Genomic DNA, 26380 nt, shown 5'->3' with positions numbered 1-26380 from the left:
GGCAAGCGCCCTCGCCACAAAAGCACTACGACGGACGCACCACATCGCCCGTCACCAGGTCACGGATCAGGCTGGGGTTCTTGCGCCCGCCCAAGGCGCCACCCAAGACCACGTCCACCTGGCCGCGGAAATACTGCTCCACGCGAATCCGCGTGCGGGCAGCCGGGCGGCCCTGAGGGTTGGCCGAGGTGGAAATCAACGGCCCCACCAGTGAACACAAATCCCGCACCAATGGGTGATCGCTGACCCGCAGCGCCACCGTGTCATGCACGCCGGTCACCCATTCCGGCAACAAATCCTGATGAGGCACCAGCCAGGTATTCGGCCCCGGCCAGGTGCTCGCCATGCGTTCGATCCACGCATCGGGGAAGTCTTCAAACAGAAAATCGAACTGGCGAATATTGTCGGCAACCAGGATCAGGCCCTTGTCCACCGAGCGATTTTTGATCGCCAGCAGCCGGTCCACCGCTTCTTCGTTCCAAGGGTCGCAGCCCAGGCCCCAGACCGCCTCGGTTGGATAGGCAATCACCGCGCCTGCGCGAATTTCTCGTGCGGCTTCTTGCACACGCCACCTGTTGACCATGGTTTAACTCTCCAGACTAAGCTCTGGGCAGTTTACCGATCTTCATTACAAAACCCAGTTCCAATAAAACGAGTCGCTACAAAAGCTGACAGCGCGCAACCCAGCGCCCGCTTTCGCAGATCACCTGGCCTTCCAGCTCCAACTCCGTGAGGTTCGCCAACACCTGAGACAACGGCCGCCCGCTGGCAATCGCCAAGGCTTCACTGGTGTGGGGGGCGGCGTGCAGCAGCGCCACCAGCGGGTGCGTCACCGGCAACGGGGCCGGACGCGACAAGGCCTGCCAGCCGCGTAAACCTTCGAGAATGTGCTCGATGGTCTCCACCAGCGTCGCGCCCTCGCGGATCAACTGGTGACAGCCCTTGGCACCGGGATGATGAATCGAACCTGGGATCGCATACACCTCACGCCCCTGCTCGGCGGCCAGTTTTGCGGTGATCAACGAGCCGCTGGCCATGCTGGCTTCCACCACCAATACGCCCAGGGACAGGCCACTGATGATCCGATTACGCCGGGGAAAGTTACTGGCCTGGGGCGGGGCGTCCAACGGGAACTCGGAAACCACCGCGCTGCCTTGGGCAATCATCGCGGCAGCAAGCCGTCGGTGGCGCTGTGGATAAAAATTTTCCAGCCCCGTGCCCAGTACGCCGATTGTGTGGCCTCCCACATCCAACGCCGCTTGATGCGCCGCGCCATCAATGCCCAGGGCCAAGCCGCTGGTGATGACAAAACCGGCACTCGCCAGGCTGCGGGAAAACGCCGCGGCGGTGTCCATGCCGGGGCGCGAGGCACGGCGACTGCCGACCATCGCCAGTTGCGGTTTTTCCAGGATTGCGGGGTCGCCGGCGACGAACAACAGCGGCGGTGCATCGTCGATCTGCGCCAGCAGCGCGGGGTACTCAGGTTGGTCCCACATCAACAAATGCTGGGCCGGGCGCGCCAGCCAAGCCAATGCCTCGCTGGCACCGTCGCGTATTTCAGGGCTGCGCCGAGCTTCGGCGCTGAGGGTTGGCAAGCCCAGCGCACGCCAGGCACTGGCGGGGGCACTGATGGCTTTTGAAGCGCTGCCGAACGCTTCGATCAATAAGCGAAAACGCTTGGGCCCCAGTTCCGGGAGCCTGTGCAGGCGTAGCCGTGCTTCCAGTTCTGACGGGGAAATTGGGTGGCTGTTTGTCGGATACATCGGATCATCCTTGACCGGAACAAGCTGTGGATAACTCTGTTGGTAACTTATTTAGCAGGCTATTTATTGCGATTGACGAACCGTCTCGAAACGGTCCAACACCGCCAGCGGATGCGATGCGCTGAGCACCAGGCCGTAGCTGAGCTTTTCAAACGTGCGGAACACCAGCAGAGTGCCGGCGCGCTCGTCGGGCAGTGTTACGGGCGCATTCGTGAGCGTGTCGCGCACGGTGGCGCCGGTCTTGATAACGGTCAGCAGCTGGCCTTCGACCAGACCGTCGCGCCGGCCTTTGTTCAGGGTGATGGCGTCGAGCACGCCGATTTGGGTAACGCCTTTGGGAATGTCGATAATCTGCCCCTGGACGAAGGGCGCAGGCTTGAGCGCTTGCACATGTGCCAACTCAATGGGCGCCAGGGCATGGAGCAGACGGTCGCCGGGGCGTATCTCCCGGGTGGCCCGCTGCACGGCCAGGGTGCTCAGATCGCCGGCATTCACAAAGCGTGCGCTGCCGATATCGTCGACGTTGAGGCCCAGCAGCTCCTGGGTCTCCGGGTCGGTATAAACCCTGCCTCGGCGAAAGATCCCATAGCTGGGCTGAGTCGGGTCCAGGTTGCCCCTGGCGTACACACGCTCATCATTGGCGCCCAACACATGACCGGCGCCCGCCGCGACGATGTAGGGCGCGCTGTCCAGGTCCTGCGGTGTATCGAGAATGCGGTTATGCAGTAAAAAGCGCTGGATGGCCTGTTGCGTCGGTTGATCCAGACGCTGGCCGGGCGGCGGCAGCAGGGCCATTGCGAACGGCGCCCACAGCAGCAAGACGAGTAGCGATTTCCTCATGGGGTGAATCTCCTTTATTATGTGCGTTCGCGTGAAATGCCAGAGCCTTCGCGGCTTTGGGGCGTTTCACACCGGCCATGTGGGTCCATCCCACCGCCGATTTGCCTCTACCTCACATGTGCAGCAATTACGCTTATGGCTATTTTGAACATCCTCGAATTCCCCGACTCGCGCCTGCGCACGATCGCCAAACCGGTGGCCGTAGTGGACGACAAGGTTCGTCAGTTGGTCGATGACATGTTTGAAACAATGTATGAAGCGCCGGGCATCGGCCTCGCCGCCACCCAGGTCAACGTGCATTTGCGCGTCGTGGTCATGGACCTGTCCGAGGATCGCAGCGAACCGAGGGTATACATCAACCCCGAGTTCGAACCACTGACCGAAGAGATGGGCGAGTACCAGGAAGGTTGCCTTTCGGTGCCGGAGTTCTACGAGAATGTGGAGCGCCCGTTGCGCGTGAAGATCAAGGCGCTGGACCGCGACGGCAAGCCGTTCGAGCTGATTGCCGAAGGCCTGCTGGCGGTGTGCATCCAGCACGAATGCGACCACCTCAACGGCAAGCTGTTTGTGGATTACCTGTCCACACTCAAGCGCGACCGGATCAAGAAGAAGCTGGAAAAAAAGCATCGCCAGCAAGCTTGATGCCCTCCTTCCAAAGGCTTGCTGCGGCAAGCCTTTTTCTTTGTGACTGCTTTTAACCGAGACCTCCCATGACCGAGCCACTGCGCATTGTTTTTGCCGGTACACCCGAATTTGCCGCCGAACACCTCAAGGCGCTGCTTGCCAGCCCTTATGACATCGTCGCGGTGTACACCCAGCCGGATCGCCCGGCCGGTCGCGGGCAAAAACTGATGCCGAGCCCGGTCAAGCAACTGGCGCTTGAACACAACATTGCTGTGCTGCAGCCACCGACCTTGCGCAACGCCGAGGCCCAGGCCGAGCTGGCCACGCTCAAGCCCGACCTGCTGGTGGTGGTGGCCTACGGTTTGATCCTGCCGCAGGTGGTGCTGGACATCCCGCGCCTGGGTTGCATCAACAGCCATGCCTCGCTGCTGCCACGCTGGCGCGGTGCGGCGCCGATCCAGCGCGCGGTGGAGGCGGGTGACAGCGAAAGCGGTGTGACCGTGATGCGCATGGAGGCGGGCTTGGACACTGGCCCGATGCTGCTCAAAGTCGCCACGGCGATCACCGCCGAAGACACCGGCGGCAGCCTGCATGACCGCCTGGCTGAAATGGGCCCACCTGCCGTGATCCAGGCCATCGCCGGTCTCGCTGCCGGCACCCTGGAAGGCGAAGTGCAGGATGACAGCCTGGCCACCTACGCCCACAAATTGAACAAAGACGAAGCACGCCTCGACTGGAGCCGCCCGGCGGTGGAGCTGGAGCGTTTGGTGCGCGCGTTCAACCCGTGGCCGATCTGCCATAGCACCCTGAACGGCGAAGCCCTGAAAGTACTGGCCGCGACCCTGGCCGACGGCAAAGGCGCCCCCGGCGAGATCATTGGCGCCAGCAAGGACGGCCTGTTGGTCGCCTGCGGTGAACAGGCACTGTGCCTGACGCGCCTGCAATTGCCCGGTGGCAAGGCGCTGAATTTCAGCGATTTGTTCAACAGCCGTCGTGAGAAATTTGCCCTTGGCACCGTACTCGGGGTGGCTACGCAATGAATCCACGTCTGGCTGCCGCCAAGGCTCTCGCCGCTGTACTCAATGGCAAAGCTTCGCTGAACAGTTCGCTGCCCACGCAGTTGGACAAGGTTGAAGACCGTGATCGCGGCTTCACCCAGGACCTGGCCTTTGGTACCGCCCGTTGGCAGCCGCGCTTGTCGGCGCTGGCGGCCAAGCTGCTGCAAAAGCCGTTCAAGGCGGCGGACGCCGATGTGGAAGCGTTGCTGCTGGTGGGTCTGTATCAGTTGCTCTACACCCGCGTGCCGGCTCACGCCGCCATCGGCGAAACCGTCGGTTGCGCCGACAAGCTGAAAAAGCCCTGGGCCAAGGCCCTGCTCAACGCCGTGCTGCGCCGCGCCCAGCGCGAAAGCGAAGCACTGCTGGCCGAGCTGGAGCATGACCCGGTGGTGCGCACCGCCCACCCGCGCTGGCTGCAAAAATCTCTCAAGGCATTCTGGCCTGAGCAGTGGGAAGCGATTTGTGCGGCCAACAATGCGCACCCGCCAATGATTCTGCGGGTCAACCGTCGCCATCACAGCCGCGATGCGTACCTGCAATTGCTGACCGCGGCCGGTATCAACGCCACGCCTTGCGTGTTCAGCACCGACGGCATCGTGCTCGAAGCCGCCGCTGATGTACGCAGCCTGCCGGGCTTTGCCGAAGGCTGGATCAGTGTGCAGGACGAAGCCGCGCAGCTCGCCGCCGACCTGCTCGATCTCGCCCCAGGTCAGCGGGTACTCGATGCCTGCTGCGCCCCGGGCGGTAAGACGTGTCACATCCTGGAGGTCGAAAAAGGCCTGGCCGGCGTAGTCGCCGTCGATCTGGAAGCCAAACGCCTGGTGCGTGTGCGAGAAAACCTCGCACGCCTGGGCCTGGATGCCGAACTAATTGCCGCCGATGGCCGCGACACGGCCACCTGGTGGGACGGCAAACCCTTCCAGCGCATCCTGCTCGACGCACCGTGCTCCGCCACCGGTGTGATCCGCCGCCACCCGGACATCAAACTCACGCGCCAGCCCGACGACATCGCCGCCCTGGCCGTGCTGCAAGGTGAACTGCTCGACGCGCTGTGGCCGACCCTGGAAGTCGGCGGCATTCTGCTTTACGCCACCTGCTCGACCTTGCCCACCGAAAACACCGAGGTGATCGAAGCCTTCCTCGCCCGCACCAGCGGCGCGCGGGAACTGGACCTCGCCACGGCCGCCGGCATCAAGCAGCCCCACGGCCGCCAGTTGCTGGCGCAGGAAGGCGGGCATGATGGCTTCTACTACGCCAAACTGATCAAGATCGCCGCCGCGCGCGGCTGAATGGTTTTAAGGGAGTGACCGGATGAAAATCATCATCCTTGGAGCAGGGCAGGTTGGCGGCACACTGGCTGAACATTTGGCCAGCGAGGCCAATGACATTACCGTGGTCGACACCGACAGCGAGCGCCTGCGAGACCTCGGTGACCGCCTGGATATCCGCACCGTGCAGGGCCGCGCATCGTTCCCGACGGTGCTGCGCCAGGCTGGTGCCGACGACGCCGACATGCTGGTCGCCGTGACCAACAGCGACGAAACCAATATGGTCGCCTGCCAGGTCGCCCACACCCTGTTCCACACCCCCACCAAGATTGCCCGGGTACGCGAAGCGGCCTACCTGACCCGCGCCGGCCTGTTCGACAACGATGCGATTCCGGTGGACGTGCTGATCAGCCCGGAACAAGTGGTGACTCACTACATCAAGCGCCTGATCGAAATCCCCGGCGCCTTGCAGGTGATCGACTTCGCCGGCGGCAAGGCGCAACTGGTGGCGGTGAAGGCCTATTACGGCGGCCCATTGGTGGGCCAGCAACTGCGCCAGCTGCGCGAACACATGCCAAATGTGGAAACCCGCGTCGCGGCAATTTTCCGACGTGACCGGCCGATCCTGCCCCAGGGCGATACCGTGATCGAGGCTGACGACGAAGTATTTTTCATCGCCGCCAAGGCGAATATTCGTGCGGTGATGAGCGAAATGCGCCGCCTCGACGAGAACTACAAACGCATCGTTATCGCCGGTGGCGGGCAGATCGGCGAGCGCCTGGCCGAGGCGATCGAAAGCCGCTACCAGGTGAAGATCATTGAGATGAGCCCTGCGCGCTGCCGGCATTTGTCCGACACCCTCGACAGCACCGTCGTATTGCAGGGCAGTGCCTCGGACCGCGACCTGCTGATGGAAGAAAACATCGCCGACGCCGATATCTTCCTGGCCCTGACCAACGATGACGAAGCCAACATCATGTCGTCATTGCTGGCCAAGCGGATGGGGGCGAAGAAGGTGATGACCATCATCAACAACCCGGCGTACGTCGACTTGATCCAGGGTGGCGACATCGACATCGCCATCAGCCCTCAACTGGCGACTATCGGCACCTTGCTCGCCCACGTACGCCGTGGCGATATCGTCAGCGTGCACTCCCTGCGCCGGGGCGCGGCGGAAGCCATCGAGGCGATCGCCCATGGTGATTCAAAGTCGAGCAAGGTGATCGGCAAGGCCATCCGTGACATTGGCCTGCCACCGGGCACGACCATCGGCGCGATCATTCGTGATGAAGAAGTGATCATTGCCCACGACGATACGGTGATCGCTACCGGTGACCACGTGATCCTTTTCCTTGTGGATAAGAAACATATCCGCGATGTGGAGAAACTGTTCCACGTGGGGTTGAGCTTTTTCTGATCAAACGGAGTGACCGACATGCTCGAATCCCTGGAAAAAATGCTCGCCAAGGGTGTGGATAACTCGCTGCTGCGCTTTGGGCTGGGCAAGGGTTATCTGGACCTGAAGGACAACGCCAAGGCGGCGGCGCATCTAAGCAAATGCGTCGAGTTTGATCCGAAGTATTCGGCGGCGTGGAAGTTGTTGGGCAAGGCGCAGTTGGGGCAGGGTGATAACGCCGCAGCGCGACAGGCGTGGGAGAAGGGTATCGAAGCGGCCCAGGCCCATGGCGACAAACAAGCCGAAAAAGAAATGACGGTGTTCCTGAAGAAACTCGACCGCCAGGCCTAAGCAGATCGAAAAATGTGGGAGGGGGCTTGCCCCCTCCCACATTTGGTTTTGTATTGGCTTTGGGTCAGCAGTGGGTCAGTACCACCGCGCTTCACCCGGCGGGCGTTTCTTGAAGCGTTTCATGCTCCACATGTACTGGCTCGGGTAGGCGCCGACATAACGCTCCACCACCTTGCTCATCGCCGCGCAGGACGTGGCGGTGTCGGTGCTGTACATGTCTTGCGGTGCCGCCTCCAGGATCACTTTGTAGCCGGAACCGTCGGGCAGGCGCAGCGCGTGCAGGAATACGCCTACGGCCTTGTGGCCAGCGAGCATGTTCGGCACGAACTTGCTGGTGAGCGCCTGGGTGGCAAAGAACGGCACGAAAATCCCGGCGGATTCGGCCGGTTCAGGATCCGCTGGAATGCCCACCTGGCCGCCTTTGCGCACTTCCTTGATGACACTGAGGATGCCTTCCTTGGTCGACGCGGCCACGCGGTTACCCAGTTGCACGCGTTGCTTGCGCAGCAATTCATCCACCGCCTTGAGCTTGGGCGGGCGGTAGAAAATGATCGGTTTGCACTGGCTGCAATAGAAGTGGTTCAACACCTCCCAGTTGCCCAGGTGGCTGGTGATGCCGACCACGCCCTTGCCCGAGGCCAGGGCTTCGTGCAGCACCTCCAGGCCTTCAACTTCGCGCACCAGGTCGATGGAACGCTGGGCCGGCCAGATCCAGGCGCAGGCGCTTTCGGTCAGGGACTTGCCGATGTCCATCAGGCTGCGGCCCACCAGACGTTCGCGCTCGGCCGAGTCCATGTTCGGGAAGCATTTGGAAAGGTTGATCCGCACGGTGTCGCGGGAGCGGTTGGGGGTTTTCCACATGACCCAGCCGATGGCCGTGCCGACGGCTTGGACGGCCCGCCAGGGCAGCAGCGCAAACAACCGCAGAGCGCCTACCAGCAAGGCGCCTTTTAACTTTTCCACAGGTCACTCCTGATCGTGTGTGGTGCGCAAAACGCGCATTCTAACCGGCGTTGGCCAAGTCCGCGTAACGGTCGCAGTCCTGAGTGTGGTCCATGACCATGCCCGAAGCCTGCATGAACGCGTAGCAGATGGTGGGCCCAACGAAGGTGAAGCCGGCTTTTTTCAGCGCTTTGCTCATCGCTTCAGCCTCTGGCGTAATCGCCGGGACTTCGCTGCGGTCCTTGAAGTGGTTGACCTTGGGCACGCCGCCGACGAACGACCAGAGCAAGCCCACTGGATCTTCCAACGCCAGCCAGGCGGCGGCGTTGCGCCGGGTGGCGTTGAGCTTGAGACGGTTACGCACGATGCCCGGATCGAGCATCAGAGCTTCGATCTCGGCATCGCTCAAGCGCGCCAGGCGGTGCGCATCGAACCCGAACAAGACCTTTCGATAATGCTCGCGTTTGCGTAAAACGGTGATCCAGGACAGGCCCGCCTGGAACCCTTCGAGTAAAAGCAACTCGAACAAACCCTGCGCATCGCGCAGCGGCGTTCCCCACTCTTGATCGTGATAAGCCATGTACAGCGGATCTTCAGAACACCAAAAGCAGCGTGGCATAAGGCTCCAGGGAGTGGTGGCGGGGCCGAATCGGGTATACTCCCGCTCTTTAAATCGCAGCCCAAGTAACAGGTGAATTTCGTGAGCCAGCCTACGCCAGCCGTGCGTACCTTCCAAGACTTGATCCTCGCCCTCCAGCAATACTGGGCCGAGCAAGGTTGTGTGGTACTTCAGCCCTACGATATGGAAGTAGGCGCCGGCACTTTCCACACCGCTACCTTCCTGCGGGCCATCGGCCCGGAAACCTGGAACGCCGCTTATGTGCAACCCAGTCGCCGCCCGACTGACGGCCGCTACGGCGAAAACCCGAACCGTCTGCAGCACTACTACCAGTTCCAGGTAGTACTGAAGCCGAACCCGGACAACTTCCAGGAACTGTACCTGGGCTCGTTGAAACATGTCGGCCTGGACCCACTGGTCCACGACATCCGTTTCGTCGAAGACAACTGGGAATCGCCAACCCTGGGCGCCTGGGGCCTGGGCTGGGAGGTCTGGCTCAATGGCATGGAAGTGACGCAATTCACTTACTTCCAGCAAGCGGGCGGCATCGAGTGCTACCCGGTGACCGGCGAAATCACCTACGGCCTGGAGCGCCTGGCCATGTACCTGCAAGGCGTGGACTCGGTCTACGACCTGGTGTGGGCTGACGGCCCGTTCGGCAAAGTGACCTACGGCGACGTGTTCCACCAGAACGAAGTGGAGCAATCGACCTATAACTTCGAACACGCCAACGTCGACAAGCTGTTCGAACTGTTCGATTTCTATGAAAGCGAAGCCAAGCGCCTGATCGAACTCGACCAGCCGCTGCCGTTGCCGAGCTATGAAATGGTGTTGAAGGCGTCCCATACCTTCAACCTGCTGGATGCTCGCCGTGCCATCTCGGTGACCGCGCGCCAGCAATACATCCTGCGTGTACGCACCCTGGCACGTTCCGTCGCCCAAGCCTACCTGCTGGCTCGCGCCAAGCTGGGCTTCCCGATGGCCACCCCGGACCTGCGTGATGAAGTGTTGGCTAAGCTGGAGGCTGCACAATGAGTGCTCAAGATTTCCTGATTGAACTGGGCACTGAAGAGCTGCCACCCAAGGCGCTCAATACCCTGGCCGAGGCATTCCTGGCCGGTATCGAAAAAGGCCTGCACACCGCCGGCCTGAAATTTGAAGCCAAGAAGGTCTACGCCGCGCCGCGCCGCCTGGCGGTATTGCTGACCGCGCTGGAAACCCAGCAGCCGGACCGCAGCATCAACCTCGACGGCCCACCGCGCCAGGCCGCGTTCGACGCCGATGGCAATCCAACCCAGGCCGCCCTTGGTTTTGCCAAGAAGTGTGGCGTGGAGCTGAGCGAGATCGACCAAAGCGGTCCGAAACTGCGCTTCAGCCAGGTCATCACCGGCAAGCCCACCGCCAGCCTGTTGCCGACTATCGTCGAAGATTCCCTGAATGACCTGCCTATCCCCAAGCGCATGCGCTGGGGTGCCCGCAAGGAAGAGTTCGTACGCCCAACCCAGTGGCTGGTGATGCTGCTCGGTGACCAGGTCATCGATTGCACCATCCTCGCCCAGAAGGCTGGCCGTGACTCCCGTGGTCACCGCTTCCATCATCCGCAAAGCGTGCGTATTACCTCGCCGGCCAACTACCTCAGCGATTTGCGTGCAGCCTATGTGCTGGCGGACGCCAACGAGCGTCGCGAGCTGATCAGCAAGCGCACCGAAGAGCTGGCCCGTCTGCAGGAAGGCACCGCCATCGTGCCGCCAAGCCTGCTTGACGAAGTGACCGCGCTGGTCGAGTGGCCGGTGCCACTGGTGTGCTCGTTCGAAGAGCGTTTCCTCGACGTGCCGCAGGAAGCCCTGATCACCACCATGCAGGACAACCAGAAGTACTTCTGCCTGTTGGACGTGGACGGCAAGTTGCTGCCGCGCTTTATCACCGTGGCCAACATCGAGAGCAAGGACCCGCAGCAGATCATCGCCGGTAACGAGAAAGTCGTTCGCCCGCGCCTGACCGACGCCGAGTTTTTCTTCAAGCAAGACAAGAAGCAGAAGCTCGAAGACTTCAACCTGCGCCTGCAAAACGTGGTGTTCCAGGAAAAACTCGGCAGCGTCTACGACAAGGCCGTACGTGTTTCCAAGCTGGCGGCCTACATTGCCCCGCGCATTGGTGGTGACGCAGCCTGGGCCGCGCGTGCGGGCTTGCTGTCCAAGTGCGACCTGGCCACCGAGATGGTTAGCGAATTCCCTGAGATGCAAGGCGTTGCCGGCTACTACTACGCCCTCAACGACGGCGAGGCGGATGATGTCGCCCTGGCGCTTAACGAGCAGTACATGCCGCGCGGTGCCGGCGCCGAACTGCCGACCACCCTCACCGGTGCGGCCGTGGCCATCGCCGACAAACTGGACACCCTGGTCGGCATCTTCGGTATCGGCATGCTGCCTACCGGCAGCAAAGACCCCTATGCCCTGCGTCGCGCGGCCTTGGGCGTGCTGCGTATCCTGATCGACAAAAAACTCGACCTCGACCTGACCCAGGCCGTGGTGTTCGCCGTCGGCCAGTTCGGCGCCAAGGTCAAGCAAGCCGGCCTGGCTGAGCAAGTGCTGGAGTTTGTGTTCGACCGCCTGCGTGCGCGTTATGAAGACGAAGGCGTGGACGTTTCCGTCTACCTGTCGGTACGTGCCCTGCAACCGGCTTCGGCGCTGGATTTCGATCAGCGTGTGCAAGCCGTGCAAGCGTTCCGCAAACTGCCGGAAGCCGATGCGCTGGCCGCCGTGAACAAACGTGTGTCGAACCTGCTGAGCAAGGCCGAAGGCCTGGGCAATGCCGACGTAGACCCAGGCCTGTTTGCCGATGCCAAGGAGTTCTCGCTGAACTCGGCCATCGCCAAGGCAGAAAACGCAGTGAAGCCGCTGATTGCCGAACGCAACTACGCCGAAGCCCTGGCGCGCCTGGCCACCTTGCGTGAGCCGGTGGATGCGTTCTTTGAAGCGGTGATGATCAATGCCGAAGATGCCGGCGTGCGGAAAAACCGCTACGCCATGCTGGCGCGTCTGCGTGGCTTGTTCGTCAACATCGCTGACATCTCGACGCTGAGCTGACCCATGTTGAAACTGCTGATTCTCGATCGGGACGGGGTGATCAATTACGACTCCGACGCTTACATCAAGTCGGTGGCGGAGTGGATTCCACTGCCCGGCTCGATCGAGGCCATCGCGCAGTTGAGCAAGGCCGGCTGGACCGTGGCCATCGCCACCAACCAGTCCGGCATTGCCCGTGGCTACTACGACATTGCCACCCTGGACGCCATGCACGCGCGCTTGCGCACGTTAGTGGCGGAGCAGGGCGGTGAGGTGGGGCTGGTGGTTTACTGCCCCCACGGGCCGGATGAGGGCTGCGATTGCCGCAAGCCCAAACCGGGCATGTTGAAAACCATTGCAGAACATTACAACGTGCCGCTAGCTGGGATATGGTTCGTCGGGGACAGCCTCGGTGACCTGGAGGCGGCCAACGCCGTCGACTCTCAACCCGTTTTGGTAAAAACCGGAAAAGGCGAGAAGACCCAGGCGAAAAACCTGCCGGTAGGCACATTGATTTTTGACGATCTTGCGGCAGTTGCCGCAGAACTTATCAACAACTAGCTGCCCTCGACTTCCTGATCAAGGATTGTTCGGGAGTGCGCTTTTCAACAGGCGGGCCGTGTCCCGCAACGGTAAATGCCGCCATGTCGATCTTGCAGGCCATCAGAACCTTTTTCTTTTACCTGCTGCTGGGCACCAGTTCGCTTCTCTGGTGCACCCTGAGCTTTTTTATTGCGCCGTTTTTGCCGTTCAAGGCGCGCTATCGCTTTATCAACGTTTATTGGTGCCGCTGCGCGTTGTGGCTGACCAAGGTGTTCCTGAACATTCGTTTCGAGATCAAGGGCGCTGAAAACGTCCCGGACCAGCCCTGCGTGATTCTGTCGAACCACCAGAGCACCTGGGAAACATTCTTTCTCTCGGCGTACTTCTCGCCCCTGAGCCAGGTGCTCAAGCGCGAGCTGCTGTATGTGCCGTTCTTCGGCTGGGCCATGGCCATGTTGCGTCCTATCGCCATCGACCGGGACAACCCCAAGGCGGCGCTCAAGCATGTGGCCAAGAAGGGTGACGAGCTGCTCAAGGATGGCGTGTGGGTACTGATCTTCCCGGAAGGTACACGGGTGCCCTTTGGTACCGTGGGCAAATTCTCCCGCGGCGGTACGGCGTTGGCGGTTAACGCTCACCTGCCGGTGTTACCGATTGCGCATAACGCCGGTAAATTCTGGCCGAAAACCGGCTGGGCAAAACGCGAAGGCACCATCACCGTGGTGATTGGCGAACCCATGTACGCAGAAGGCGAGGGCCCACGCGCCATTGCCGCGCTGAATGAGCGTGCCCAGGCCTGGAATGAAGCGCAGCAACGGGCCATGGGTTCCCTCCCGCCGGAACCGGTGGTGGTGGATACACCGGTGGTATGAGAAACTGTGGATAACCTGTGTACGCTTTGTTGGCAAATTGGCTTTTTTTGTTCATAACGCGCTGATTTACATACATATTTCTCAAGGTCATAAAATTCCGGAAAACGTGCATAAGTTTTTTCCTCATAAAAAAACCGGTCCTTGTGACCGGTTTTTTATACACAGCCGAACAGCACGTTTCAGCAGTCATCCAGCAACGGCAACTGCAGACTGAACGTGGTGCCTTTGCCCACTGCGGTTTCACACTCCACACGCCCTCCGTGACGTTCCACGACCGCCTTGACCATGGTCAGCCCCAACCCCAGCCCTTCACTGCCCTGGGCCGAATCGAAGCGCTTGTACTGGCTGAACAACTCCGGCAAATCCTTGGCTGCTATCCCTGGCCCCTGATCGCTGATGCGACATTCCAACCAGCCTTGCGCGCTGCCGTGCCGCAACCTCACGGTAGTACCGGATGGGGAATATTTGATGGCATTTTCCAGCACGTTGAACAACGCGCGCGTGAGTAGCGATTGGTCAGCACAGACCATCCCTTCATCAGCCTCATCCAGATCATGAACCAGATGAATGCCCTTGAGCTGGGCGATCAGCGCCACTTGGTCAAAGGCATCCATCACCAGCATGGCGAACAGCGTCGGTTGAAACTGGTAGCCATCGGCTTCGGCTTTAGCCAGTTGGACGAACGACTCAGTCAGGCTCAAGGCACGACGTACCTGCTGCTCGATCAGGGCAAATACCGGCGACTCAGCGTTGTGCACATCCAGCAGCGCAAGGATCGCCGAATGCGGCGCACGCAGGTCGTGGGAAAGAAAGCGCAACATGGTTTCGCGGTGTTGCTGCGCCTCGCGTTCCTTACTCAAGTCAGTGAGGCTCAACAGCCATCCCAGCGCTACATCACCTTCGGCAGGCAATAACGGAGCCAGCTCCATGCGCAGGCTGCGCTGGTGGATATCGCGAAACTCGACGAGCGCCAACGCCGACAGGGCAGGGCGCACGCCGTTGTGCAAGGGTGGATAACCGAGGTCAACCAACTGCTCCAGGAGGTTTTGACTGACCAGCTCATTGCCGAACACGTCGCGCGCAATACGGTTAGCCAGCAGGATATTGCCTTGGGTGTCCGCGATCAGCGTCGCGACAGGCAGGCATTCCAGCCCATCGGCCATAAAGCGTCGGGTGTCTCGCGTACGACTGACCGCTTGCTCAAGGGCAAAGATACGGTCCTGCAATACATCCCCGTTGCTCGCAGGTGCGCGGCGGCGTTCAGGCAAGACCTTGGGCTCGTCATCCAGACGCGCCAATTCCCAGCCGAAGTAGGCGAGGATTACGCTGAGACGGCGCCAATTCCAGATCAAGTAGCTGAGCAGCAAGCCGATCAAGCAGGCCGCGGGCGGCCACCAGTGGCCCAACCGCAACAGCAGGGCGGACACGACCAACGCCGCAATCATGCATCCCATGGTCATCCACAGCGCATAGCGTGCACGGTACAGCAGCAGACCCAGCAACAACGCCACCCATGACGTTGCCATCACGGCCGAGAGCCACCTAGGCAGATCCACGATGCTGCGCCCCTGCAGCAAACCATTGAGTACGTTGGCCTGGATTTCCACCCCCGCCGTAGTACCCGCCAAAGGCGAAAGCGGTGTGACAAAGCGCTCGCCCATCCCCGACGCTGTTGCACCCACCAGAATCAGGCGGTTGCGCAGTTGTTCTGGAGGGATCTCCCCGCTTAATACGCTGACATACGACACACTCGAAAAATGAGTGTCAGGGTCGATAAACGGGATTCGAACGGCATGATCGCGGTGCCAGTCCTGGCCGTTCGGCTGCTCGGACTGCCCCGGCATCTGCGACGGTTGGCCGCTCATGGCAAAGGCCAGCCACGCCAATTGAGGGGCCATGGCGTCCGGTGGACCTTCGCGCAGGTACAGGCTGCGCACCACTCCATCGCTGTCCGCCTCCACATTGATATGCCCGACCCCTTTGGCACATTTGAGCAGCGGCAGCATCTGTGCGTCGGATTGGCCGTAGCTGATGGAATCATCACGGGCCAGAGGCAACAGCACATTACCTGCGTTGCATACCGCGTCGGCCAGGCGTTTGTCACGAGTAGGGTCGCCGGGTTCGCTGAAAATCACATCGAACAAAATTGCAGCTGGCTGCGCGGCGCTCAGGCGGTCAATCAGGTCGGCATGCAGGCTACGGGGCCAGGGCCATTGGCCGAGCTTTTTCAAGCTGGAGTCGTCGATGGTCACCAGCAAGATGCGCGGGTCCATCGGCAGTGGGGCCACACGGCGAAGACTGTTGTATAGCGGGTTGTTCAGGGCAAGGCCGGGGCTCATCGAGAGATAGGCAGTGATCGGCAGCAGCAGCAAACCTATCCACAACCACTCACGTACCAGGCCCCGGAACAAACGCTGGGCGTGGGTAGGTTGACGTTTTTCGGCTTTGCCCCAAAGCATCATCGGTCAGTGCGCCTGTGCTGTTGGCGAATGGTAGTAAATGGCATAGACCCGTTTCCCCCTCAAGGCGGTGATCGCCGTCAGCCGACACCCCATGTCATAGAACGACGCTTTGTGCCCAAGTGAAGCTCATTTTTCAAACGATGGAAAAACTATCCGGCTCGATGTTCAGAAGAGCGGGAATTCCGATAGACATCCACTCACAGGGCACAGGAGTTTACGACAGCGCACGCGTCGGCTGATCCTTTTCCTTACGGTCCGGAGCCGGTATCTTTCCTTGCGAGGTATCAAGGACTTTTAATGGGTTAATCGCGTATTGATCCAGCGTACCGAGAGATCCGAGGGGTCGACGAATCCGAACACAATTCTTCAGATTCACCGACCGGCATCTATGCAGTAAGCGCCTTCAATCGAAATAGGCCAATGACTGCCGACTCTTCAAAAAGAAAGGACCCTCCCATGCGTGTCGCAATACTGGATGACGAACCCGCGGAATTGCGCCGGGTGGAACAGACACTGCGACAAATCCCCAGCACCGCCGAACAGCCTTGGTCCCTGCATTGCTTCGAACGCGGTGAAGACCTGTTGCGCCAATTACGTCGTGAAACCTTCGACCTGCTGATACTCGATTGGCAACTACCTGATATCACCGGCATTGCACTGCTGCGCTGGACCCGTGAACACATGGAATCGCCACCGGCGGTGATCATGCTGACCAGCCGCGATGCCGAGAGCGATATCGTCACCGCACTGAACAGCGGCGCCGACGATTACGTCAGCAAGCCTTTTCGCCCGAATGAACTGAAGGCCCGGGTCACCGCTGTTCTGCGTCGGCACGGCCTGCAGAAATCAGCAACCCATGAGGTGCAGAGCTTCAACGACTTGACCTTCGACGACGCGGAATTGACCGTCACACGTGCTGGTAAACCCATCAACCTTACTGAGCGCGAGTACCGCCTTGCCAGCTGCCTGTTTGCCAACCTGGCTCGGCCGCTGTCCCGCGAATATCTGTACGAGCGGTTCTGGACGCACGAAGAAATGGTGTCGTCCAGGCCGTTGGACACCCACATCTATCGCTTGCGCAACAAGCTTGGCCTCACCGCAGATAGAGGTTGGCAGTTGTTGACGATCTATGGGTACGGGTACCGATTGGAGAGCGTCGCGACGGGAACCAATGGCTAAAAACGGGCAGATGTTCCACGTGGAGCATTCTAATAACCCGCGTTTTTTATGTAATAAAAAAGGCCAACGCTAAGCGTTGGCCTTTTTGTTGTGGCAGGTTGCGACTGATCAGAAGTCCAGGTTAGAAACCGCCAGGGCATTGCTTTCAATGAAGTCACGGCGAGGCTCGACCGCATCACCCATCAGGGTGTTGAAGATCTGGTCTGCGCCAATGGCATCCTCGATAGTCACGCGAAGCATGCGACGCTGCGCGGGATCCATGGTGGTTTCCCACAATTGATCCGGGTTCATTTCACCCAGCCCTTTGTATCGTTGAATGGTATGGCGCTTGGTGCTTTCAGCCATCAGCCAGTCGAGGGCTTCCTTGAATTCCTTGACCTGCTTCTTGCGCTCGCCCCGTTGAATATAAGCGCCGTCGTCCAGCAAGGTGCTCAGTTGGGCGCCCAGGGTTACGACGGTCTTGTAGTCATTACTGCCGAAGAAGTCGCGGTTGAAGGTGACGTAGTTCGACAGGCCGTGGGAGATCAGTTCGACCTCTGGCAGCCACACGTTACGTTCACGGTCTTCACGCAAGCTGGCTTTGTAAACCAGGCCGGATTTTTCGACGGTGCGCAGGCGTACTTCGTACTGGGCCAGCCAATCCTGCATCGCAGCGTGATCGCCCAGTTGCTCCAGGCTTACGGCCGGCAGGTAGATGAAGTGCTCGGTCAGCTCCTGAGGGTATAGACGCGACAGACGCTTGAGGGTCTTCATCACCATGCGGAAATCGTTGACCAGACGCTCCAGCGACTCACCGGAAATGCCGGGGGCTTCATCGTTCAAGTGCAGGCTGGCATCTTCCAGGGCCGACTGCGTCATGTACTCTTCCATGGCGTCGTCGTCTTTGATGTATTGCTCTTGCTTGCCCTTTTTCACTTTGTACAACGGCGGCTGAGCGATGTAGATGTAGCCACGCTCGATCAGCTCCGGCAACTGACGGAAGAAAAAGGTCAGCAGCAGGGTACGGATGTGCGAACCGTCGACGTCAGCATCGGTCATGATGATGATGTTGTGATAGCGCAGCTTATCGATGTTGTACTCATCACGGCCGATACCGCAGCCCAACGCCGTGATCAAGGTGCCGACTTCCTGGGACGAAATCATCTTGTCGAAGCGTGCCTTCTCGACGTTGAGAATCTTACCCTTCAACGGCAGGATAGCCTGGGTGCGACGGTTACGACCTTGCTTGGCGGAACCGCCAGCAGAGTCACCTTCCACCAGGTACAGTTCGGAGAGGGCAGGGTCCTTCTCCTGGCAGTCGGCCAGTTTGCCCGGCAGGCCAGCGATATCCAAAGCGCCTTTACGTCGGGTCATCTCACGAGCTTTACGCGCTGCTTCACGGGCGCGCGCCGCGTCGATCATCTTGCCGACAACCAGCTTGGCTTCGTTCGGGTTCTCCAGCAGGAAGTCGGAGAAGTACTTGCCCATCTCCTGTTCCACTGCGGTCTTCACTTCGGAGGACACCAGCTTGTCTTTGGTCTGGGAACTGAACTTAGGATCCGGCACTTTCACCGAGATAATCGCGGTGAGGCCTTCGCGTGCATCGTCACCGGTGGTCGCGACTTTGTGCTTCTTGGCCAAGCCTTCAGCTTCGATATAGGTGTTCAGGTTACGCGTCAGTGCGGAACGGAAACCCACCAGGTGAGTACCGCCGTCACGCTGAGGAATGTTGTTGGTGAAGCACAACAGGTTCTCGTTGAAGCTGTCGTTCCACTGCAGGGCGATTTCGACGCCGATGCCGTCTTCACGCTGGATGTTGAAGTGGAACACCTGGTTGACCGCTGTCTTGTTGGTGTTCAGGTATTCAACGAACGCACGCAGGCCACCTTCGTACTTGAACAGTTCCTCCTTGCCGCTGCGCTCGTCCTTGAGGACGATACCCACACCGGAGTTGAGGAACGACAGTTCACGAATGCGCTTGGCCAGGATGTCCCAGCTGAAGTGAATATTCTTGAAGGTTTCAGCCGAGGGCTTGAAGTGGATCTGGGTACCGGTGGTTTCACTGTCACCGACGATCTTCATCGGTTCTTGTGGAACACCGTGAACATAGGTCTGTTCCCAGATTTTGCCGCTACGGCGCACGGTCAGGATCAGCTCTTCCGACAGTGCGTTCACCACCGACACACCCACGCCGTGCAAACCGCCGGAGACTTTATAGGAGTTGTCGTCGAACTTACCGCCGGCGTGGAGCACGGTCATGATGACCTCTGCCGCCGAAACGCCTTCCTCTTTATGCACATCTACCGGGATGCCGCGACCGTTGTCACGAACAGTAATGGATTCGTCCGGGTGGATAATGATGCTGATGTCGTCGCAGTGACCGGCCAGAGCTTCGTCGATGGAGTTGTCGACCACCTCGAACACCATGTGGTGCAGACCGCTACCGTCATCAGTGTCGCCAATGTACATACCGGGACGTTTGCGTACGGCATCCAAACCTTTCAGCACTTTAATGCTGGTCGAGTCGTACGTGTTTTCTTCGCTCATGCCTTCACTCCCGATGGTCGTGGGTCTGGGTGATACGGCCTTGTTCCACGTGGAACAAAGCGACTGGCGTTTCCGTCTGCCAGCCTTCCCTCAATAATTCGTGGTCTACACAGGTGATAAACACCTGGCAGCGTAAGTCTTCCAACAAGCGGCATAACGCGCGGCGGTGTTGCTCGTCGAGTTCGGACGGCAAGTCATCCACCAGATAAATACACTGACCGCGTCGGGCCAGACTCACCAAGTGGCCCTGGGCAATACGCAATGCGCACACCACCAACTTTTGCTGGCCACGGGACAAGATATCCGCGGCGTTATGAGCGCCTAACCTAAGACGCAAATCGGCACGTTGGGGGCCGGCCTGGGTATGCCCAATTTGCTGATCCCGTTGCAAGGAAGTGGCGAGCACTGCACTCAGTTCACGCTCTTTGTCCCAACCACGGTAGTAGCTCAGCGTAAGGCCCTCGAGATCCAGCAACTCACTCAAGGTCTGTTCAAAGACTGGTTTCAAGGCTTTGATGTAGGCGCGGCGGTATTCATCTATTTCGTCGCTGGCCAGGCACAGCTCTCGGTCCCAGGCCGCCTGCGAAGCGGCGTCAAGTGTACCATGCCGCAGCCACGAGTTCCGCTGCCGAAGGGCCTTCTGCAGGCGCTGCCAGGTAGCCATGAAACGTGGTTCCACGTGGAACACACCCCAATCGAGGAATTGCCTGCGGATTTTCGGCGCACCTTCCAACAGACGAAAGCTGTCAGGGTTGATCAGTTGCAGCGGCAGGATTTCTGCCAGTTGCGCAGCACTACGAGCATTTTGCCCATCGATGCGAATTTGGAACTCTCCGCCACGGTCACGGGATATCCCCAAGCTGCTGTGCCCACCCTCAGCCAGCTCAACTTGACCAAATACCGTGCACGCCAATTGCTCGTACTGGATAACCGGTAACAGCCGTGCACTGCGAAAGGAACGAGCGAGCCCCAGCAAATGGATGGCTTCCAGCACGCTGGTTTTGCCACTGCCATTGGCGCCGTGGAGGATATTGATGCGGGGGAGGGGGAGAAGGTCACCGGGTGCAGATTGCGCACCGCGGTGACCGAGACGCGACTGAGGGACATCTAGCTTCTGCTGAGCATGATTACAGGCGCATCGGCATAACAACGTAAGCCGAGTCGTCGTTATCGGATTCCTGTACCAAGGCACTGCTGTTGGAGTCCGACAGAATCAGGCGAACCTGCTCGGTGGTCATGACTCCCAGTACGTCCAGCAAGTAGCTCACATTGAAGCCGATTTCCAGCGAGCCGCCGTTGTAGTCGACGCCCACTTCTTCTTCCGCCTCTTCCTGCTCCGGGTTATTGGCCTGGATTTTAAGCTGACCGTTGGCCAGTTGCAGACGAATGCCACGGTACTTTTCGTTGGAAAGGATCGCCGTACGGCTGAACGCTTCGCGCAAGGCCTGACGATCACCGATCACCAGTTTGTCACCGCCTTTAGGCAACACGCGTTCGTAATCCGGGAACTTGCCGTCAACCAGCTTGGACGTAAAGGTGAACTCGCCAGTGGTGGCGCGAATGTGATGCTGACCCAGCACGATGCTGACGTTGCCGTCGGGCTCGGTCAGCAGGCGCGCCAATTCGAGGATACCCTTGCGCGGCACGATCACCTGGTGGCGATCCGGCTGGCCAATATCGGCACGCATCGAGCACATCGCCAGACGGTGACCGTCGGTTGCAACGGCGCGGATAACGCCTTCGGAGACTTCCAGCAGCATACCGTTGAGGTAGTAACGTACGTCCTGTTGAGCCATGGCGAAACTGGTGCGCTCGATCAAACGGCGCAGCTTGCTTTGCTCCAGGCTGCAGGTCAGCGATCCCGGGCCTTCTTCGACGGTTGGGAAATCATTGGCCGGCAAAGTCGACAGGGTGAACCGACTGCGCCCGGCCTTGACCACCAACTTCTGCTCATCAACCTTGATGTCGATCAGCGCATCGTTCGGCAGGCTTTTGCAGATATCCATCAGCTTGCGCGCCGGCACGGTGATCTCGCCAGGTTCGGCGGGCTCTTCCAGCTGCACACGGCCAACCAGCTCGACTTCAAGGTCGGTACCGGTCAAGGACAATTGCTGGCCTTCTACAACCAGCAATACGTTGGAAAGCACCGGCAAGGTCTGTCGGCGCTCGACGACGCCTGCGACCAGTTGCAGGGGTTTCAACAGGGCTTCGCGTTGAATGGTGAAATGCATGGTCTAGTCCCTTGCCTTAATAAGCTGCGCTGGTGTCATCACGTAGTCAGTGTACGCAGCAGGTTCTTGTAGTCCTCGCGAATATCCGCGTCGGATTCCTTAAGTTCGTTGATCTTGCGGCAGGCGTGCAAGACCGTGGTGTGGTCGCGACCGCCAAACACATCACCGATTTCCGGCAGGCTGTGGTTGGTCAGCTCCTTGGAAAGGGCCATGGCCACCTGCCGTGGACGTGCTACCGAGCGCGAACGGCGCTTGGACAACAGGTCGGAAATCTTGATCTTGTAGTACTCGGCCACGGTGCGCTGGATGTTATCCACACTCACCAGCTTGTCTTGCAGTGCCAGCAGGTCCTTGAGGGACTCACGAATCAACTCGATGGTGATGTCGCGGCCCATGAAGTGCGAGTGTGCGATGACCCGCTTGAGCGCGCCCTCCAGCTCACGCACGTTGGAGCGAATGCGTTGGGCGATGAAGAAGGCGGCGTCGTGCGGCAGATCGACCTTGGCCTGGTCGGCCTTTTTCATCAGGATCGCAACTCGGGTTTCCAACTCCGGCGGCTCTACGGCAACGGTGAGTCCCCAGCCGAAACGAGATTTCAAGCGTTCTTCCAGGCCTTCGATTTCCTTCGGATAACGGTCGCTCGTCAAGATGACCTGCTGGCCACCTTCGAGCAGGGCGTTGAAGGTGTGGAAAAACTCTTCCTGGGAACGTTCCTTGCGGGCGAAGAATTGAATGTCATCGATGAGCAAGGCATCCACGGAGCGGTAGAACCGCTTGAACTCGTTGATTGCATTGAGCTGCAAGGCTTTGACCATGTCAGCCACGAAGCGCTCCGAGTGCAGGTACACGACCTTGGCATTCGGGTTCTTCTTTAACAGGTGGTTACCCACAGCGTGCATCAAGTGGGTCTTACCCAAACCGACCCCCCCGTAAAGGAAGAGCGGGTTGTAACCATGTTTGGGGTTATCCGCGACTTGCCAGGCAGCGGCGCGAGCCAACTGGTTGGACTTACCTTCGACAAAGTTCTCGAAGGTAAAGGTGCGGTTCAGGTAGCTGGTGTGCTTAAGCGCGCCTTCTACCTGCACGGTGCGCTGTTCGGCGCGTACCGGGGCTTGCTGAGAGCTGGCACCGGCCATCGGATCAAAGCTGTCGCGGGACGGCTCTTCGTGCTCAGGCGCGCTCTTTTGTGTCGACGATGTAGCAGCTGTGGGCGCGGTAACCGGCGTGTTGCTGACCGGTGCCGAAACCGCCTGGGCCTGAGACGCGGCGGCAGCCAACGGAGCATTCGGCGCAGCACGCGGTGCCGAGCTACGTTTGCTGCCTATTAATAAGGAGAGCACGGGCGCGAGGCCGTTGCCGTGTTCATCGAGCAATTCGAGAACGCGGCTCAGGTACTTCTCGTTGACCCAGTCGAGAACAAAACGATTGGGTGCGTAGACACGCAACTCGTCGCCTTCGGCTTCGACCTGTAGCGGACGGATCCAGGTGTTGAATTGCTGGGCAGGCAGTTCATCGCGCAAAAGCTCCACGCACTGCTGCCAAAGTTCCACTGACACGGATATCCCCTAAGTTGAAAGCCGGTGAGGCAAAAACAGCCGCCATTGTAGCGGCCAGCCGTCCACTTATCCACATGTAGGTTGCTCACAGACCGGCCAAAATCAACGCCTTATGCCTAAAAAAGGCGACCAATGGTCTGTGCATAAGCTCTGTGGATAAGCGCCCCTGAGCTCGTTGTACAAGTGGGGTCGAAAGTCTGTGGGTAACTGGCCTGTGGATAAAACCCTATTCCACACACAGCTTATCCGACAGCGCAGCACAGGCAGAGCACCGTTTCTCCCCCGTGTTGTCATTCTCTGTACAGCAGGTGGAATAAGGCCTAAAGGTAGTTATCCACAGGCGATGGCCTCTCTAGCTTTTATAAGCTTTACAAAAAGCTTTAAATACCTTCCTTCTTTATTTTTATATCTATGGCTCTGCACTCCAAAGGCGAGCGCATGGAAAAGGCCGCTTTGGCCCTTAGCGATCTAATTGAAGGAAAAGCTGGTTGGAAATTGACCTAGAGGCTTGCTTTCTCTAGAATCGCCGGTCTCTTAAAACGGGGGCCATTCCGGCCCGTTGTGGACGAACCAGGTAACAACGCCATGAAACGTACTTTCCAACCAAGCACCATCAAACGCGCCCGTACTCACGGCTTCCGTGCTCGCATGGCTACCAAGAACGGCCGTGCTGTCCTGTCGCGTCGCCGCGCCAAAGGTCGTGCGCGTCTGGCAGTTTGATAATCCGGTACTGGTGGTGAGTCAGGACTTCAGTCGGGAAAAGCGTCTGCTAACCCCCGGCATTTCAAGGCAGTCTTTGACTCCCCCACCGGCAAGGTTCCGGGGAAAAATCTCCTGCTCCTTGCGCGTAACAACGATCTTGATCACCCCCGTCTCGGGTTGGTGATCGGCAAGAAGAGCGTAAAGCTCTCCGTTGAGCGCAATCGCCTCAAGCGTCTGATGCGCGAATCGTTTCGCCTCCACCAGGACACTCTGGTTGGTTGGGATATTGTTATCGTCGCGCGCAAAGGCTTGGGTGATGTAGAAAACCCCGAATTGATTCAGCATTTCGGCAAGCTCTGGAAACGTTTGGCGCGTACCCACAAGCCAGCACCAGCAGTCAGCACCGAAACTGTAGGGGTAGACAGCCTTGATGCGTAAACTGGCAATCGTTCCGATCCAGTTTTATCGCTATGCCATTAGTCCCCTGATGGCCAGCCACTGTCGTTTCTACCCCAGTTGTTCCTGCTACGCGTTAGAGGCCATAGAAAATCATGGTCTTCTGCGCGGTGGCTGGCTGACCTTTCGTCGTTTAGGTCGCTGTCATCCGTGGAATCCCGGTGGTTATGACCCGGTTCCACCTATCCCTACCTCCCGTTCTTCTTCGATGGCCGAGTAATCATGGATATTAAACGCACAATCCTGATCGTCGCCCTGGCAATCGTGTCCTATGTCATGGTCCTTAAATGGAACCAGGACTACGGTCAGGCTGCCCTGCCGACTCAGAATGTTGCTACCAATCAGGCTGCGCCGGCAATTGCGGACACCCCGCTGGGTAACAATGCGTCCGCGAGTGCCGATGTTCCCAGCGCGAATGGCGAGACAAGTGCCCCGTTAGAAACGCCAGTGGTCACCAACAAAGACCTCATCCACGTGAAAACGGATGTGCTCGACCTGGCTATCGACCCACAGGGTGGTGATATCGCACAGCTGAAGCTGCCGCTTTATCCACGTCGCCAAGACCATCCGGATGTGCCGTTCCAACTGTTCGATAACGGCGGTGAACGTACTTATCTGGCGCAAAGCGGCCTGACCGGCACCAATGGTCCGGATGCACGTGCTACCGGTCGTCCGGTTTATTCGACCGAACAGAAGACTTATCAACTGGCAGACGGCCAGAACCAGTTGAACGTCGACCTGAAATTCAGCCTCGACGGCGTCAACTACATCAAGCGTTTCAGCTTTACCCGCGGTTTGTACGATTTGAAGGTCACTTACCTGATCGACAACACCAGCGACAAAGCCTGGAGCGGCAACCTGTTTGCCCAGCTCAAGCGTGACGCCAGCTCCGATCCGTCTTCCAGCACCGCCACCGGCACCGCGACTTACCTGGGCGCCGCCCTGTGGACAAGTAACGAGCCGTACAAAAAAGTGTCGATGAAAGATATCGACAAGGGCACGCTGAAAGAAACCGTCCAAGGTGGCTGGGTAGCGTGGCTGCAGCACTATTTCGTGACCGCCTGGATCCCGAACAAGGGTGACGCGAACCTGGTTCAAACCCGCAAGGACAGCCAGGGCAACTACATCATTGGCTTCACTGGCCCGGCGTTGACCGTCGCTCCAGGCGCCAAGGCTGAAACCAGCGCTACCCTGTACGCCGGCCCTAAAAGCCAGGCCGTATTGAAAGAGTTGTCCCCAGGTCTGGAACTGACTGTGGATTATGGCTTCCTGTGGTTCATTGCCCAGCCGATCTTCTGGCTGTTGCAACATATCCACAGCATCGTCGGTAACTGGGGCTGGTCGATCATCTTCCTGACCATGCTGATCAAAGGGCTTTTCTTCCCTCTGTCGGCAGCCAGCTACAAGTCGATGGCGCGTATGCGTGCAGTGGCGCCAAAGTTGGCTGCACTGAAAGAACAGCATGGCGATGATCGGCAGAAAATGTCGCAAGCCATGATGGAGCTGTACAAGAAAGAGAAGATCAACCCGCTGGGTGGATGCTTGCCGATTCTGGTGCAGATGCCGGTGTTCCTGTCGCTGTACTGGGTACTCCTGGAAAGCGTAGAAATGCGTCAGGCTCCGTTCATGCTGTGGATAACCGACCTGTCGATCAAAGACCCGTTCTTTATCCTGCCGATCATCATGGGCGCGACCATGTTTATCCAGCAACGCTTGAACCCGACTCCGCCGGACCCGATGCAGGCCAAAGTGATGAAAATGATGCCGATCATCTTCACCTTCTTCTTCTTGTGGTTCCCAGCTGGTCTGGTGCTGTACTGGGTGGTCAACAACGTATTGTCGATCTCTCAACAGTGGTACATCACACGTAAAATCGAAGCGGCTACCAAAAAAGCCGAGGCGTAATTTACTCTGTGGATAACCACTC

General features: G+C 59.2%; 22 protein-coding genes and 2 pseudogenes. 14 read left to right on the top strand and 10 right to left on the bottom strand.

All coding sequences use genetic code 11. From position 1 onward, the window contains the following. Positions 1-25: 25 nt before the first annotated feature. The 3 genes from AB4O25_RS18715 to AB4O25_RS18705 form a co-directional block, all read right to left on the bottom strand. Positions 26-583 carry an L-threonylcarbamoyladenylate synthase type 1 TsaC gene (locus tag AB4O25_RS18715; RefSeq protein ID WP_017528696.1) on the bottom strand — a complete coding sequence of 186 codons (558 nt, stop codon included), beginning with the start codon at positions 581-583 and terminating at the stop codon, positions 26-28. A gap of 76 nt (positions 584-659) precedes the next feature. Continuing rightward, positions 660-1763 carry a DNA-processing protein DprA gene (gene dprA / locus AB4O25_RS18710; protein WP_017528695.1) on the bottom strand — a complete coding sequence of 368 codons (1104 nt, stop codon included), beginning with the start codon at positions 1761-1763 and terminating at the stop codon, positions 660-662. 63 nt (positions 1764-1826) lie between these two features. After that, positions 1827-2603, bottom strand: a complete 777-nt coding sequence (locus AB4O25_RS18705; protein ID WP_065879211.1) for a peptidoglycan-binding protein — start codon at positions 2601-2603, stop codon at positions 1827-1829. 135 nt (positions 2604-2738) lie between these two features. On the opposite strand from AB4O25_RS18705, the gene def reads away from it, so the two are divergent. From def to AB4O25_RS18680, 5 genes are all read left to right on the top strand, one after another. Then, positions 2739-3245 (top strand): peptide deformylase, encoded by a 507-nt coding sequence (gene def / locus AB4O25_RS18700; protein WP_003187273.1) that lies wholly within the window; start codon positions 2739-2741, stop codon positions 3243-3245. A 68-nt stretch (positions 3246-3313) separates the two neighbouring features. Beyond that, complete coding sequence (gene fmt / locus AB4O25_RS18695; RefSeq protein WP_460149855.1) at positions 3314-4267, top strand: methionyl-tRNA formyltransferase; 954 nt, start codon at positions 3314-3316, stop codon at positions 4265-4267. Then, positions 4264-5574: a 16S rRNA (cytosine(967)-C(5))-methyltransferase RsmB gene (gene rsmB / locus AB4O25_RS18690; protein ID WP_116078035.1), complete on the top strand. Its 1311-nt coding sequence runs from the start codon at positions 4264-4266 to the stop codon at positions 5572-5574. The genes fmt and rsmB overlap by 4 nt, the downstream gene beginning before the upstream one ends. 22 nt (positions 5575-5596) lie before the next feature. Continuing rightward, positions 5597-6970 carry a Trk system potassium transporter TrkA gene (gene trkA, locus AB4O25_RS18685; RefSeq protein ID WP_017528691.1) on the top strand — a complete coding sequence of 458 codons (1374 nt, stop codon included), beginning with the start codon at positions 5597-5599 and terminating at the stop codon, positions 6968-6970. 18 nt (positions 6971-6988) lie between these two features. Next, entirely contained in the window at positions 6989-7300 is a 312-nt protein-coding gene (locus AB4O25_RS18680) for a tetratricopeptide repeat protein (protein ID WP_017528690.1), read from the top strand. Positions 7301-7375: 75 nt separating this feature from the next. Here the strand turns inward: AB4O25_RS18680 and AB4O25_RS18675 are convergent, their stop codons facing one another. Both AB4O25_RS18675 and AB4O25_RS18670 read right to left on the bottom strand, forming a co-directional pair. Then, positions 7376-8263, bottom strand: a complete 888-nt coding sequence (locus AB4O25_RS18675) for a lysophospholipid acyltransferase (protein WP_017528689.1) — start codon at positions 8261-8263, stop codon at positions 7376-7378. Between the two features lie 40 nt (positions 8264-8303). Then, positions 8304-8861, bottom strand: a complete 558-nt coding sequence (locus tag AB4O25_RS18670) for a DNA-3-methyladenine glycosylase I (RefSeq protein WP_017528688.1) — start codon at positions 8859-8861, stop codon at positions 8304-8306. A gap of 81 nt (positions 8862-8942) precedes the next feature. Between AB4O25_RS18670 and glyQ the strand changes: the two genes are divergently transcribed. The 4 genes from glyQ to AB4O25_RS18650 all read left to right on the top strand — a co-directional run bounded on the left by glyQ (position 8943) and on the right by AB4O25_RS18650 (position 13341). Next, positions 8943-9896: a glycine--tRNA ligase subunit alpha gene (glyQ, locus tag AB4O25_RS18665; RefSeq protein WP_003187265.1), complete on the top strand. Its 954-nt coding sequence runs from the start codon at positions 8943-8945 to the stop codon at positions 9894-9896. Then, complete coding sequence (gene glyS / locus AB4O25_RS18660; RefSeq protein WP_460149854.1) at positions 9893-11947, top strand: glycine--tRNA ligase subunit beta; 2055 nt, start codon at positions 9893-9895, stop codon at positions 11945-11947. The genes glyQ and glyS overlap by 4 nt, the downstream gene beginning before the upstream one ends. A gap of 3 nt (positions 11948-11950) precedes the next feature. Continuing rightward, on the top strand, positions 11951-12487 hold the full coding sequence (gmhB, locus tag AB4O25_RS18655; RefSeq protein ID WP_017528686.1) for a D-glycero-beta-D-manno-heptose 1,7-bisphosphate 7-phosphatase: 537 nt from the start codon (positions 11951-11953) through the stop codon (positions 12485-12487). An 83-nt stretch (positions 12488-12570) separates the two neighbouring features. Further along, entirely contained in the window at positions 12571-13341 is a 771-nt protein-coding gene (locus AB4O25_RS18650) for a lysophospholipid acyltransferase family protein (RefSeq protein WP_017528685.1), read from the top strand. A 179-nt stretch (positions 13342-13520) separates the two neighbouring features. Here AB4O25_RS18650 and AB4O25_RS18645 read toward each other — a convergent pair whose 3' ends face one another. Further along, entirely contained in the window at positions 13521-15803 is a 2283-nt protein-coding gene (locus AB4O25_RS18645) for a CHASE2 domain-containing protein (protein ID WP_460149853.1), read from the bottom strand. A gap of 456 nt (positions 15804-16259) precedes the next feature. Here AB4O25_RS18645 and AB4O25_RS18640 point away from each other — a divergent pair, with 456 nt between their 5' ends. Then, positions 16260-16982, top strand: coding sequence for a response regulator transcription factor (locus AB4O25_RS18640; protein WP_017528683.1), 723 nt, complete (start codon positions 16260-16262; stop codon positions 16980-16982). Positions 16983-17090: 108 nt separating this feature from the next. Here AB4O25_RS18640 and gyrB read toward each other — a convergent pair whose 3' ends face one another. The 4 genes and pseudogenes from gyrB to dnaA form a co-directional block, all read right to left on the bottom strand. After that, the gene (gene gyrB / locus AB4O25_RS18635; protein ID WP_017528682.1) at positions 17091-19508 is read right to left on the bottom strand and encodes a DNA topoisomerase (ATP-hydrolyzing) subunit B; all 2418 of its coding nucleotides are present in this window, start codon (positions 19506-19508) and stop codon (positions 17091-17093) included. Between the two features lie 4 nt (positions 19509-19512). After that, positions 19513-20615, bottom strand: a pseudogene (recF, locus tag AB4O25_RS18630) (DNA replication/repair protein RecF). A gap of 20 nt (positions 20616-20635) precedes the next feature. Beyond that, entirely contained in the window at positions 20636-21739 is a 1104-nt protein-coding gene (gene dnaN, locus AB4O25_RS18625) for a DNA polymerase III subunit beta (protein ID WP_034139939.1), read from the bottom strand. A gap of 38 nt (positions 21740-21777) precedes the next feature. Then, a complete protein-coding gene (dnaA, locus tag AB4O25_RS18620) occupies positions 21778-23295 on the bottom strand; it encodes a chromosomal replication initiator protein DnaA (protein ID WP_068936353.1) in 1518 nt (505 codons plus the stop codon). 585 nt (positions 23296-23880) lie between these two features. Between dnaA and rpmH the strand changes: the two genes are divergently transcribed. From rpmH to yidC, 4 genes and pseudogenes are all read left to right on the top strand, one after another. Continuing rightward, entirely contained in the window at positions 23881-24015 is a 135-nt protein-coding gene (gene rpmH, locus AB4O25_RS18615; protein ID WP_003213577.1) for a 50S ribosomal protein L34, read from the top strand. A 13-nt stretch (positions 24016-24028) separates the two neighbouring features. Beyond that, a pseudogene (gene rnpA / locus AB4O25_RS18610) lies at positions 24029-24435 on the top strand (ribonuclease P protein component). Further along, positions 24428-24673 (top strand): membrane protein insertion efficiency factor YidD, encoded by a 246-nt coding sequence (gene yidD / locus AB4O25_RS18605; protein WP_019816912.1) that lies wholly within the window; start codon positions 24428-24430, stop codon positions 24671-24673. Before rnpA ends, yidD begins: the two are co-directional and overlap by 8 nt. Positions 24674-24675: 2 nt before the next feature. After that, entirely contained in the window at positions 24676-26358 is a 1683-nt protein-coding gene (yidC, locus tag AB4O25_RS18600; protein WP_017528677.1) for a membrane protein insertase YidC, read from the top strand. Positions 26359-26380 lie beyond the last annotated feature (22 nt).

It is taken from the genome of Pseudomonas sp. S3_A03 (assembly GCF_054668275.1).
Note: the sequence above shows the minus strand (reverse complement) of the source record. Positions and strands in the feature narration are given on the sequence as shown.

Bases quoted from the DNA above. Each gene is read 5' to 3' on its own strand.
- AB4O25_RS18715 (WP_017528696.1), bottom strand. From the start codon at position 583: ATGGTCAACAGGTGGCGTGTGCAAGAAGCCGCACGAGAAATTCGCGCA.
- dprA (WP_017528695.1), bottom strand. From the start codon at position 1,763: ATGTATCCGACAAACAGCCACCCAATTTCCCCGTCAGAACTGGAAGCA.
- AB4O25_RS18705 (WP_065879211.1), bottom strand. From the start codon at position 2,603: ATGAGGAAATCGCTACTCGTCTTGCTGCTGTGGGCGCCGTTCGCAATG.
- def (WP_003187273.1), top strand. From the start codon at position 2,739: ATGGCTATTTTGAACATCCTCGAATTCCCCGACTCGCGCCTGCGCACG.
- fmt (WP_460149855.1), top strand. From the start codon at position 3,314: ATGACCGAGCCACTGCGCATTGTTTTTGCCGGTACACCCGAATTTGCC.
- rsmB (WP_116078035.1), top strand. From the start codon at position 4,264: ATGAATCCACGTCTGGCTGCCGCCAAGGCTCTCGCCGCTGTACTCAAT.
- trkA (WP_017528691.1), top strand. From the start codon at position 5,597: ATGAAAATCATCATCCTTGGAGCAGGGCAGGTTGGCGGCACACTGGCT.
- AB4O25_RS18680 (WP_017528690.1), top strand. From the start codon at position 6,989: ATGCTCGAATCCCTGGAAAAAATGCTCGCCAAGGGTGTGGATAACTCG.
- AB4O25_RS18670 (WP_017528688.1), bottom strand. From the start codon at position 8,861: ATGCCACGCTGCTTTTGGTGTTCTGAAGATCCGCTGTACATGGCTTAT.
- glyS (WP_460149854.1), top strand. From the start codon at position 9,893: ATGAGTGCTCAAGATTTCCTGATTGAACTGGGCACTGAAGAGCTGCCA.
- gmhB (WP_017528686.1), top strand. From the start codon at position 11,951: ATGTTGAAACTGCTGATTCTCGATCGGGACGGGGTGATCAATTACGAC.
- AB4O25_RS18650 (WP_017528685.1), top strand. From the start codon at position 12,571: ATGTCGATCTTGCAGGCCATCAGAACCTTTTTCTTTTACCTGCTGCTG.
- AB4O25_RS18645 (WP_460149853.1), bottom strand. From the start codon at position 15,803: ATGATGCTTTGGGGCAAAGCCGAAAAACGTCAACCTACCCACGCCCAG.
- AB4O25_RS18640 (WP_017528683.1), top strand. From the start codon at position 16,260: ATGCGTGTCGCAATACTGGATGACGAACCCGCGGAATTGCGCCGGGTG.
- gyrB (WP_017528682.1), bottom strand. From the start codon at position 19,508: ATGAGCGAAGAAAACACGTACGACTCGACCAGCATTAAAGTGCTGAAA.
- dnaN (WP_034139939.1), bottom strand. From the start codon at position 21,739: ATGCATTTCACCATTCAACGCGAAGCCCTGTTGAAACCCCTGCAACTG.
- rpmH (WP_003213577.1), top strand. From the start codon at position 23,881: ATGAAACGTACTTTCCAACCAAGCACCATCAAACGCGCCCGTACTCAC.
- yidD (WP_019816912.1), top strand. From the start codon at position 24,428: ATGCGTAAACTGGCAATCGTTCCGATCCAGTTTTATCGCTATGCCATT.
- yidC (WP_017528677.1), top strand. From the start codon at position 24,676: ATGGATATTAAACGCACAATCCTGATCGTCGCCCTGGCAATCGTGTCC.